Raw genomic sequence first — 11,403 nt, 5'->3', positions numbered from 1 at the left:
CATCGAGCGCGCAATGTCGTCGGCGAGGGAGATCACCCGGGAGCTCTTCGTGCCCGGAGCAGGCTCAAGCTCGTACAAGGTGACGACCGGGCCGGGCCGAACCTGGCTGATCTCGCCGCGCACGCCGAAATCCTCGAGCACGCCTTCGAGCAGAGTGGCGTTCTGCTCCAGCGCGTCGGTGGAGATGGCGTTGGCCGGGACCTTCTTCGGCTCGGCCAGATAGGTCAGCGGTGGCAGCTCGAAGCCTTCGCGATCGAGCAGCGAGGGCTGCGCCTCGCGCGACAGGCGCTTGCCAGGCTTTGGCGCGCGTACCGGAGCGGCGACGCGCGGCGCGTTGAGGTCGCGCAGGTCTTGCGCGTCGAAGGGCTCGTCATCGTCGTCATAGGCCGGGCGGGCAGCCGGCGCCGGCCTGGCGGTGGGGCGCGCGAGCTCGGGGGCGACGACAGGCGACCGGTAGGCTTCCGGATCGCCGGTGAAGTTCGGCTCGCGACGGACCCGGCCGGTCTGGGGCGGCACGGGCATCGCGCCGGCGCCGGCGGAGGCCGGCTGCGGTGGCCGCGGCAGGCGGCGCAGGATCGCGGCCTTCAGCGCCATGGCGCCATGGGCGATCCAGCCGATCAGGATCACGGAGAAGCCCGGCTCGTCGTCGCGGCGCTCCTCGCCATCGGCGAAAGCGGCATCGTCGTCCTGGTCGGGATCGGGGTCTTCATCGGTGACGAAGCCGAAGCCGGCGGCGGCGGTGACGGAGAGGATGGCGATGCCGGCGAAGACGAAGGCGACGAGGCCGCCGAGCGCGGTGCCGCCAAGGCCGACGATGTTGCGGGTGCCTTGCAGCAGGGCGTCGCCGATCACGCCGCCCATCCCGGTTGGCAGCGGCCAGCGCGGCGTCGCCGGCAGGGCGCTCGCCACCGCGGCGGTCGAGACGATGCCGACGACCCAGAGGACGAGCTTGAGGGCGCTGCGATCGAAGAGATGGAAGCGAATCAGCCGAAGCGACCAGAGCAGCGGCGGCAGCAGCAGCGCGACCACGCCGAGCCCGAGCAGCTGCATGGCGAGATCGGCGATCATCGCGCCGGGCCGGCCGAGCAGATTGTGCACGGTGCCGCGCGTGGCGTTGTTGAGGCTGGGATCGTCGACCGACCAGGTCGCGAGGGCGACGGCGACGGCGACCATCAGCGCGAGCATCGCCATGCCGCCGATCTCGGCGGCGCGGCGCGACAGGAACTCGCGCACCGGATCGGGCAGGCGGTCGATCAGCGATGAGGAGCGTCGGATCGTGCGCATCGGGCCGTGTCTGCGGGCATCGGGAAGGCGGCCGGGACCACCGTCGAACCGGCAGGTTAGGAAGGTCCGGTTAAGGCCCGCTTAACCTTGCACTGCCGCCGCGCGCTGTCAGGAGTTCGGGGAACGATCGGTCCGGCCAACGCATTGTTCGAGCAGCAACCGCAAGGAGGGCGAGATGGCCGAAAGCGACGATAAAATCGCAAGGATTGCCCGGATCTGGCGCGGCCGCACCGTGCCGGAGAAAGCCGATGCCTATGCCGATTATCTGCTCAAGGTCGGCGTCCGGCCGCTGGCGAAGAAGGCGCTCGGTGCGCAGATGTTCCGCGAGGACCGTGAGAGCGAAAGCGAGTTCGTGACGATCTCCTATTGGGAGAGTGTCGAAGCGATGTCGCGCTTTGCCGGGCCCGATCCGCGCAGGATCCATCACCTCGAACGCGATGCCGAGTTTCTGATCGAATTGCCGGAGACGGTGCAGGTGCTCGAGATCGTGCTCGACCGTGCCGAGAGCCGCGACTGAGAGGCGCCAATGAAAAACCCCGGCGGTGTCCCGCCGGGGCGCTTGTTCGAGCGAGATGGACTGCGCTCAGTCGTGATAGGCGCGCTCGCCGTGCTCGGCGATGTCGAGGCCCTCGCGCTCCTGGTCGGGGGCGACGCGCAGGCCGACGACGACGTCGACGATCTTGTAGAGGATCGCCGAGCCGACGCCGCTGAAGACGAGCGTGAACAGCACCGCCTTGAGCTGGGCCATGAAGGCCGTGCCGAACTCGTAGGTCGCCGCGACCAGCTCGCCGGGCTTGGTCGAATAGTCGGGGATGCCGGCGCCGCCGAGCGCCTGGTTGACCAGGATGCCGGTCGCCAGCGCACCGATGATGCCGCCAATGCAGTGGATGCCGAAGACGTCGAGCGAGTCGTCGTAGCCGATCGCATTCTTCACGGTCGAGCAGAACACGAAGCAGACCGGGCTGACGACGAGGCCGAGCAGGATCGAGCCCATCGGGCCGGCAAAGCCCGCAGCCGGGGTGACGGCGACGAGGCCGGCGACCGCGCCCGAGACCATGCCGAGCATGGAAGGCTTGCCCTTTACCGCCCATTCGACGAACAGCCAGGCCACCGCCGCCGCGGCAGTGGCGACGAAGGTGTTGATCATGGCGAGCGCCGCGGTGCCGTTGGCTTCGAGGTTGGAGCCGGCGTTGAAGCCGAACCAGCCGACCCAGAGCAGGGCCGCGCCGATCAGGGTCATGGTCAGCGAATGCGGAGCCATCAGCTCACGGCCGAAGCCGATGCGCTTGCCGATCAGGACGCAGCCGACGAGACCGGCGATACCGGCATTGATGTGCACGACGGTGCCGCCGGCGAAGTCGAGCGCGCCCCACTTGAACAGCATGCCGGCATCGGCGTTCACAGCGTCGAGCGCTGCCTGGGCCGCGGCCTTGCCGTCGGTGCCGGCATCAGCCAGCGCCTTGGCGGCGTTGCCGACCGCGTCGGGCCCGCCCCAATACCAGACCATGTGGGCCATCGGGAAATAGATCAGGGTGACCCAGAGCACGATGAAGAGCAGCAGCGCCGAGAACTTCATGCGCTCGGCGAAGGCGCCAACGATGAGCGCCGGCGTGATGCAGGCGAAGGTCATCTGGAAGGCGATGTAGACATATTCCGGGATGACGACGCCGTTGGAGAAGGTCGCGGCGGTCGAGTTGCCGTCGACGCCGCGCAGGAAGGCCTTGGAGAAGCCGCCGACGAAGTCGTTGAGGCCGCCGCCATTGGTGAAGGCGAGCGAATAGCCGAAGATGATCCACATCAGGCTGACGATGCAGACGATGGCGAAGACCTGGGTCAGCACCGAGAGCATGTTCTTGGAGCGGACGAGGCCGCCATAGAACAGAGCGAGGCCGGGCACGGTCATGAGCAGGACGAGGATCGTCGAGCTCATCATAAAGGCGACGTCGCCCTTGTTGGGCACGGGAGCGGGCGGTGCGGCCGGGGTTTGCGCCAGCGCGGCGCCGGCCATCGCGGCGAAGGCCAGCCCGACCAGCCCGGCCCGGTTAAGGGTCTTGTTGTTCATCGAAAAGCTCCTGGGATGGTCGGGGATCAGAGGGCGTCGCCGTCGGTCTCGCCGGTGCGGATGCGCACGGCCTTCTCGATCGAGGAGACGAAGATCTTGCCGTCACCGATCTGGCCGGTACGGGCGGCGGCGGTGATCGCCTCGATCACCTTGCCGACGAGATCGTCGGTCACGGCGACCTCGATCTTGATCTTGGGCAGGAAGCTCACGGCGTATTCGGCGCCGCGATAGATTTCGGTATGGCCCTTCTGGCGGCCATAGCCCTTCACTTCGGTCACGGTCAGCCCGTGCACGCCAATGGCGGTGAGCCCGTCGCGCACCTCCTCCAGCTTGAACGGCTTGATGATGGCCATCACGATCTTCATGGCTGGGTTATCCCCCGCTTGCGCCGTCGGACCGCGATCCAAGCGACGTCGTTGCGCCTCTCGCGCCCTTTCGAGCCAGGCGCGTCAGGGGAGACCTTTCAAGGGCCGTGCCAACCGGTGGATGTGGCGCGCGAGCGGGCAATGCCGCGATTCCGCCATGATCAGGCGGGGTTCAGCGTGCAGAAATGATCAAGAATTAGGCAGATGCCGCGAAAGCGGGCGGCGACAGCTCAGGCGCGATCGGGTCGTGGCCGGATCAGGCCTTCCTGCGCGACGGAGGCGACGAGATGTCCCTGCCGGTCGAAGATCAACCCGCGGGAGAAGCCGCGCGCGCCCGAGGCCGAGGGGCTGTCCTGGGCGTAGAGCAGCCAGTCATCGGCCCGGAAAGGCCGGTGGAACCACATCGCATGGTCGAGGCTGGCGCTCTGGATGCGTCGGTCGAAGACGCTGGTGCCGTGAGCGATCAGGCTGGAGTCGAGCAGCATCAGGTCCGAGGCATAGGCGAGCACGCTCTGATGCAGCGCCGGCTCGTCCGGCAGCTTCTGCGCTGCCTTGACCCAGACATTGAATTTCGGCTCCCGGGGAGCGTCGGCAGCGTAGCGGCTCAATTCGACAGGGCGGATGTCGATCGGCCGCTCGCGCCGGTAATAGGCGCGCACGGCCTCGGGCATGTGCGGGAGAACGTCGCGCTCCATGCCATCTCGATCGGGCAGTTCCTCGGGCGCCGGGACCACCGGCATCGGCATCTCGTGCTCGTAGCCGGGCTCGGCGATCTGGAAGGAGGCCGACATCGCGAAGATCGCCGCGTCCTTCTGCAGCGCCAGCACGCGACGCGTCGAGAAGGAGCCGCCGTCGCGCAGCCGCTCGACCTCGTAGACGATCGGGATGGTCGGATCGCCCGGCAGCATGAAATAGGCGTGGAGCGAATGGGGCTGGCGCTCCTCGACGGTCTTGCAGGCAGCATAGAGCGCCTGGCCGATCACCTGGCCGCCGAAGACGCGTGTCCAGCCATTGTCGGGGCTGCGACCCTGGAACCGGTTGTGTCCGAGCGGTTCGAGATCGAAGATCGGGAGCAGAGTGTTCGCGGCTGGGTTCATCGGCTGAAACCGGCTCGGCGCGGGCTTGCGGCCCGGGCCGGCTGTGGGCAAGACGGCGAGCATCAGCAACCAGCGATCCGGCCGCGTCAAGCGGCGCGATGCGAGGAAGTCGACAGTGCAGAGTTCTGGAAGTGCGAGCCAGCGCATCGTCATCGCCGGCGGCGGCGTCGCCGGGCTGACGCTGGCGGTGGCGCTGAAGCAGGCGCTGGGCGAGAGTTTCCGCATCATCGTCGCCGATCCGGCGTTGGATCGGCCAGCGGCAACCGACAGCCGCGCCTATGCGGTTGCGGCGGCGGCGCGCAACATGCTGGCGGCGCTCGGTGTCTGGCGCCTGGCGGAGACGGCTGCGACGGCGATGACCGAGATGGTCATCACCGACAGCCGTACGCCGGATCTGGTGCGGCCGGTCTTCCTGACCTTCGACGGCGAGATCGAACCCGGCCAGCCCTTCGCCCATATGGTCGAGAACGGCGCGCTGGTTGCGGCATTGCTGCAGGCCGCACGCGCCAGTGGCGTCGAATTGCGAGCGGAAGGTGTCCGCTCAGGCATGGAGGACGATGGTGCGATCGCCATTGCCTTTGCCGGCGGCGAAAAGCTCGATGCGGCGCTGCTGATTGCTGCCGATGGCGCCCGCTCCAAGCTGCGCGAGCAGGCCGGGATCGGCTGGGTCGGCTGGTCGTATCCGCAATCGGGGATCGTCGCGACGATCGGGCATGAGCGGCCGCATGAGGGGCGCGCGGTCGAGCATTTCCTGCCGTCCGGGCCCTTCGCGGTCCTGCCTTTGGCCGATGGCGGCAAGCTCGGCCATCGCTCCTCGATCGTCTGGACGGAACGCAGCGAGAATGTCCCGGCCTTGCTGGCGCTCGATGAGAGCGATCTCCTGCTGGAGGTGGAGCGTCGTTTCGGCCTCGAACTCGGCGAGATCGTCCTGGAGAGCCGCCCGGGCGCCTATCCCCTCTCTTTCGGGGTAGCACGCCGTTTCGTCGGCGACAGGCTGGCCCTGCTCGGCGATGCCGCCCATGTCATTCACCCGATTGCTGGCCAGGGGCTCAATCTCGGGCTGAAGGATGTCGCGGCGCTGGCCGAGGCGATCGTCGACGCGGCCCGGCTCGGCCTTGATGTCGGCGGTTCCGAGGTGCTCGAAGCCTATGAGAAGGGGCGGCGCTTCGACACGGTCGCCATGGGCGTCGTCACCGACGGGCTCAACCGCTTGTTCTCGAACGATTCGACACCGTTACGATTGGCACGCGATCTCGGCCTTGGGTTGGTCGAGCGCATGCCGGGGTTGAAGCGCTTCTTCATTCGCGAGGCGGCCGGTCTGGCCGGGCCGACGCCGCGGCTGCTCAAGGGCGAGATGCTGTAGGCACTACTCGCCGTCACGAGCGAAGCCGGGTCGGTCATACCAAGTCGGGCCGGCCGCTCCTGATGGTTTGGGCAAGAATCATCGGGAGCCTGCCTGAATCATACCTGAGTCAGGCCGAGTAGGCTGCGGGATTTCCGACTTTAACCTTCCAGCTGCCGCGCTTCCTCCGGCAACATGATCGGGATGCCGTCGCGGATCGGGTAGGCCAGCTTGGCGGCGCGGCTGATCAGTTCCTGGCGCGCGGCGTCGTATTCCAGTGTCGCCTTGGTGACCGGGCAGACGAGGATCTCCAGCAGCTTCGGGTCGATCCGGGTCGCTGCCGGCACCATGCTTTCCTCGTCCGCATCCATCACCAAACGCTCTCCAGACCTTATTTGCGCGGCAGATCGGCCAGCATGCCGGCCGCCACCATCAGCTTTGGCAGGGAGAGGCCCGACATGGCAATGGCCGAGACAGTGGCGCGGGTGCGTTCCGCATCGGCGCCGCGCTCCGCCAGCCAGTCCTTCAGCGCGTCGGGGCCGGATTTGCCGGTGGCGATCTCCTGCGTCAGCCCGGCATGGGCGTCGGTCAGGGTCTCGACGGCGCGCTGGCGCGCCAAGCGTTCATAGTCATCGGTCGCGGGCACGGCTGCTGCCGCAGAGGCCAGCGTCGAGAAACCGAAGACCGAATCGGTACCGAAATGAATCCGGGCAACCTCGACGACATCGCGCTTGGTCCGGCTGGCGATGTCGACGATATCGGTCGCCTCGGCGAGCCAGGGCAGGCTGGCGACCCGCGTCGCCAGCGCCTCGGGCACGCCTTCGGCCGTCAGCGCGGCGATGCGGGCATTGCGGGCCTGGGCTGCCGCCTCCGGCAACAATTCGGCGAGCGCTGCATCCAGCGCCGCGACACCCTTGGCATAGTGCGCCACGGTCTGCTCGATCGCGCCGGGCTTGGCGGCGCCGCGGCGCAGGAACCAGCGCATCCGGTCGACGACCAGCTCCTGCGCGGCGGCATAGAGCCCGGTCTGGGTCTTGCCCGGCAGCTTGGCGTCGAGCGCGTCGATGGCGCCATTCAGCGTGATCAGGTCGAAGGCATCGCGGGCGACGGCATAGGCCGCTGCGATCGCCGGGGCCTCGGCCCGGGTCTGGTCGGCGAGCATCGAGACGATGGCCGGGCCGCCGCGGTTGATGATGGCGTTGGCGAGCTGGGTCGCGACGATCTCGCGGCGCAGCCTGTGGCCGGCGATCTCCTTGCCATAGCCCTCGCGCAGCGGCTGCGGGAAATAGCGGATCAGTTCGCTCTTGAGGTAGGGATCGTCGGGAATCGCCGAGTCGAGCAGCGCATCGTGCAGAGCGAGCTTGGCATAGGCGATGAGCACGGCGAGCTCCGGCCGGGTCAGGCCTTCGCCGCGCTTCTCGCGCTCGATCAGCACGGCGTCCGAGGGCAGATACTCGACGCCGCGGTCGAGCCGGCCATCCTCCTCCAGCCGAACCATCAGCCGGCGCAGATGCGGGCTCGCCTGGATGCCCTGCGCCTCGGTCAGCGAGAGCGCCAGCGTCTGCAGGTAGTTGTTGCGCAGGACGAGCAGGCCGACCTCGTCGGTCATCTGCGCCAGCAGGGCGTTGCGCTTCTTCTCGGGCAGGCGGCCGTCGCGGACCGGGTCGGCCAGCGCGATCTTGATGTTGACCTCGACGTCGGAGGTGTTGACGCCGGCGGAGTTGTCGATCGCGTCGGTGTTGAGGCGCACGCCGTTGCGGGCCGCCTCGATGCGCCCGCGCTGGGTCGCGCCGAGATTGGCGCCCTCGCCGATCACCTTGGTGCGCAGGTCGGAGCCGGTGACGCGGATCGCGTCATTGGCGCGGTCGCCGACCTGGGCGTCGGTCTCGTCGCTGGCGCGGATATAGGTGCCGATGCCGCCGAACCAGAGCAGGTCGACCGGCGCCTTCAAGATCGCAATCATCAGCTCGGCCGGGGTGACCTGCGCTTTGTCGAAGCCGATAGCCTGCCGGATCTCGGGCGAGAGCGCGATGCTCTTGGCCTGGCGCGAGAAGATGCCGCCGCCCTTGGAGATCAGCGACTTGTCGTAATCGGCCCAGGAGGAGCGCGGCAAGGCGAAGATGCGCTGGCGCTCGGCCAGGCTCTTGGCCGGATCCGGAGCGGGATCGAGGAAGATGTCGCGATGATCGAAGGCGGCGACGAGCTTGATCGCCGGCGAGAGCAGCATGCCGTTGCCGAAGACGTCGCCGGACATGTCGCCGACGCCGGCGACGGTGAAGGGCGTCGTCTGGATGTCGACGTCGATCTCGCGGAAGTGGCGCTTCACGGCCTCCCAGGCGCCGCGGGCGGTGATGCCCATGCCCTTGTGGTCGTAGCCCTGCGAACCGCCCGAGGCGAAGGCGTCGCCGAGCCAGTGATGTTTCTCGGCCGAGAGCGCGTTGGCGGTGTCGGAGAAGGTCGCGGTGCCCTTGTCGGCGGCGACGACGAGATAAGGGTCGTCGCCGTCATGGCGGACCGTATCCGGCGGCGGAACGATCTTCTCGCCGTCGAGATTGTCGGTGAGCTCGAGCAAGGTACGGATGAAGATTCGGTAGCTCTCGGTGCCTTCGGCCAGCCAGGCCTGCCGGTCGCTCGCCGGCGGCAATTGCTTGGGCACGAAGCCGCCCTTGGCGCCGACCGGGACGATGACGGCGTTCTTGACCTGCTGGGCCTTGACCAGGCCGAGCACCTCGGTGCGGAAGTCCTGCGGTCGGTCCGACCAGCGCAGGCCGCCGCGCGCGACCTTGCCGAAGCGCATGTGGATGCCTTCGACGCGCGGCGAATAGACGAAGATCTCGTAGAGCGGGCGCGGCAACGGCATGCCGTCGACCTGGCCGGAGGCCAATTTGAACGAGATCGTGCCGCGCGGATGCCCGTCGGGGCCGATCTGGAAGAAGTTGGTGCGCAGCGTCGCGTCGATCAGGTTGACGAAGCGGCGCAGGATGCGGTCTTCGTCGAGGCTGGTGACGTCGGCGAGCGCGGCTTCGATGTGCTCGCGCTCGGCCTTCATCTGCTCGGCGCGCTTCTTGTCCGACGGATGCGGGTCGAATTTGGCGACGAAGAGCTTCACCAGGCCGGTGGCGATGCCGGAATGGCGGGTCAGCGCGTCGGCGATGTAATCCTGCGCATAGGGCGCGCCGACCTGGCGAAGATAGCGGCCGAGCGCCCGCAGCAGGGCCGCCTCGCGCCAGGCGAGGCCGGCGGCGAGGACGAGCTGGTCGAAGCGGTCGGATTCGGTGAAGCCGCGGAACTGCGCCATCAGCGCCGCCTCGATCGTCGGATCGAGATGCTCGATGTCGATCTCGCCGCCGCTGGCGCGCTCCAGCGTCATGTCGTGCAGCCAGACGCGGGGGTCGCTGCCGGCCGCGCCGTTCTGCTGCGGTGTGATGTTGAAAGTGCGCTCGTTGACGACGCGGAAGCCCATATTCTCCAGCATCGGGACGCGCTCGGAGAGCGAGATCGCCGCGCCGCGCGAGAACAGCTTGAGATTGGCTCTGGTCGGCCCGTCGCCGTCGCGGCGATAAAGGTTGACCGCGCGCGGCCGCTCCGCCGACAGCTTCTGCAGCATGTCGATGTCGACCAGCGCGTCTTCTGCCGAGTAGCGCTCGCGATAAGCGGCGCCGAAGGCCTCGGCATAGCGCTCGGCGAGGGAACGGGCGGCAGGGCCCGCCTTCTCAGCATCGAGTGCATCCTTGAGGCCGTCGCTCCAGGTCCGGACGATCGCGGCGATGCCGGCTTCCAGCGTGTGGCGGTCGACCTTCGGCGTGCGGCCCTCGTCGCGGCCGATGATGTAGTGGGTGCGGGCGAGCGGGCCTTCCGGATAGGCCGGATAGCCGGCCGAGACGCGGCCCTGGTAGACGCGGGCGAGAAACTCGCCGACGCGGCGGCGGACCGTGGTGTCGTAGCGGTCCTTCGGGATGAAGACGAGTGCCGAGACGAAGCGGTCGAACTCGTCGGCGCGGGCGAGTGCCCGGATGCGCGGCCGTTCGGTCAACTGCATGATGTCGAGAGCGAAGCGCTCCAGCGTCTCGACGTCGATCTGGAAGAGCTCGTCGCGCGGGAAAGCGTCGAGCACATTGTAGAGGGCGCGGCCGGAATAGCTCGACGGGTCGAAGCCGGTGCTCTTGAGCACGCGCGCGACCTTGAGGCGCAGATAGGGGATGGCGCGAGCGCTGCCGGTATAGGCGTTCGAGGTGAGCAGGCCGACGATGCGCAATTCACCGTCGAGCCGGCCGTCCGGTGTGAACAATTTCACACCGACATAGTCGAGATGGACGCGGCGGTGGACGCGGCTCTTGACGTTGGCCTTTGTGATGATCAGCGCCTGCGGCTTGGCCAGGAAGGCGCGGATCTCCGGCGTCATCACCACGAGCTCGCGATTCTTGCGGAGAACCCGGACATCGGGGTCGCGCAGGATGCCGAGGCCGGAGGAATCGACGGGGTCGGCGGCGGTGTCGCCGCCGGCGAAGCGATAGGCGCGCACGCCGAGCAGGGTGAAGTTGTCGCTGGCGATCCATTCGAGGAAGTTCAGCGCCTCGGCGACCTCGTCCTCGGGCAGCGGCGGCGGATTGGCGCGATAGGACTGGATGACTTCGGTGATGCGCCCGCGCATCGCGGCCCAGTCGTCGACGGCGAGGCCGACATCGACATAGACGCGGGCAAGGCCGGCGGCGAGCCTGTCGCGCGCCTCGATCGTGTCGATCCGGTCGAGATGGATATGGATCAGGCTCTCGCGACGGGTGCCCTCGACGGCACGGCTGCCGGCTTCGCCGGCGAGCGACTGGAAGGCGCCGTCGTCCTTGCGCACCACGGCGAGGATGGGATGGGCGACGAGGCGCGGCTCGTAGCCCTGCTCGCTCAGCTCGGCCAGGGTCGAATCGAGCAGGAACGGCTTGTTGTCGTTGACGACCTCGAGGATCGTGATCTGGCGCTCGCGATCGCCCTCGGTCACGGCTTCGTCGCGGAAGCGCAGATTGGGCTCGCCGGGTTTGCGCTTGCCGCTCAGATGGGCGTAGGCGGCGTCGGCGGCATGGGCCAGCAGCTCGGGCGGCAGCGCAACGAGATCCTCAGCGACGCTGCGGCCATAGAGCAGCTTGGGGAAGTCCGCCGGCATCGTCGCGCGAAGCTCGTGAGCAGCCGTCTCGATCGCGGTGACGGCAGCCGCCGTAGCATTCGCTTCGCGCTTGGCCATAATCGTCTTCCCCCTGCTATTTT

At 68.1% G+C, this 11,403-nt stretch carries 8 protein-coding genes; 2 read left to right on the top strand and 6 right to left on the bottom strand.

All coding sequences use genetic code 11. The annotated features are described in order from the left end of the window. Positions 1-1,284 (bottom strand): DNA translocase FtsK 4TM domain-containing protein (locus AC3WLC_RS31125; RefSeq protein WP_493687767.1); only part of this gene is annotated, 1,284 nt, incomplete at its 3' end. 175 nt (positions 1,285-1,459) lie between these two features. On the opposite strand from AC3WLC_RS31125, the gene AC3WLC_RS31120 reads away from it, so the two are divergent. Then, positions 1,460-1,801, top strand: a complete 342-nt coding sequence (locus AC3WLC_RS31120) for an antibiotic biosynthesis monooxygenase family protein (RefSeq protein WP_493687766.1) — start codon at positions 1,460-1,462, stop codon at positions 1,799-1,801. Between the two features lie 66 nt (positions 1,802-1,867). On the opposite strand, the gene AC3WLC_RS31115 is transcribed toward AC3WLC_RS31120, so the two are convergent. The 3 genes from AC3WLC_RS31115 to tesB all read right to left on the bottom strand — a co-directional run bounded on the left by AC3WLC_RS31115 (position 1,868) and on the right by tesB (position 4,808). Continuing rightward, a complete protein-coding gene (locus AC3WLC_RS31115) occupies positions 1,868-3,346 on the bottom strand; it encodes an ammonium transporter (protein ID WP_493687765.1) in 1,479 nt (492 codons plus the stop codon). Between the two features lie 26 nt (positions 3,347-3,372). Next, positions 3,373-3,711: a P-II family nitrogen regulator gene (locus tag AC3WLC_RS31110; protein WP_346358358.1), complete on the bottom strand. Its 339-nt coding sequence runs from the start codon at positions 3,709-3,711 to the stop codon at positions 3,373-3,375. A 230-nt stretch (positions 3,712-3,941) separates the two neighbouring features. Beyond that, positions 3,942-4,808 carry an acyl-CoA thioesterase II gene (gene tesB, locus AC3WLC_RS31105; protein WP_493687764.1) on the bottom strand — a complete coding sequence of 289 codons (867 nt, stop codon included), beginning with the start codon at positions 4,806-4,808 and terminating at the stop codon, positions 3,942-3,944. A 115-nt stretch (positions 4,809-4,923) separates the two neighbouring features. Here tesB and AC3WLC_RS31100 point away from each other — a divergent pair, with 115 nt between their 5' ends. After that, the gene (locus tag AC3WLC_RS31100) at positions 4,924-6,171 is read left to right on the top strand and encodes a ubiquinone biosynthesis hydroxylase (RefSeq protein WP_493687763.1); all 1,248 of its coding nucleotides are present in this window, start codon (positions 4,924-4,926) and stop codon (positions 6,169-6,171) included. 140 nt (positions 6,172-6,311) lie between these two features. On the opposite strand, the gene AC3WLC_RS31095 is transcribed toward AC3WLC_RS31100, so the two are convergent. Together AC3WLC_RS31095 and AC3WLC_RS31090 are read right to left on the bottom strand one after the other, a co-directional pair. Further along, the gene (locus tag AC3WLC_RS31095) at positions 6,312-6,521 is read right to left on the bottom strand and encodes a Trm112 family protein (protein ID WP_493687770.1); all 210 of its coding nucleotides are present in this window, start codon (positions 6,519-6,521) and stop codon (positions 6,312-6,314) included. Between the two features lie 20 nt (positions 6,522-6,541). Continuing rightward, a complete protein-coding gene (locus AC3WLC_RS31090; RefSeq protein ID WP_493687762.1) occupies positions 6,542-11,380 on the bottom strand; it encodes an NAD-glutamate dehydrogenase in 4,839 nt (1,612 codons plus the stop codon). Positions 11,381-11,403: the final 23 nt, after the last annotated feature.

Source organism: Allobosea sp. GW821-FHT03A12 (genome assembly GCF_058986765.1).
The sequence above is the reverse complement of the archived record's forward strand: the minus strand, read 5'-3'. Positions and strand labels throughout refer to the sequence as shown.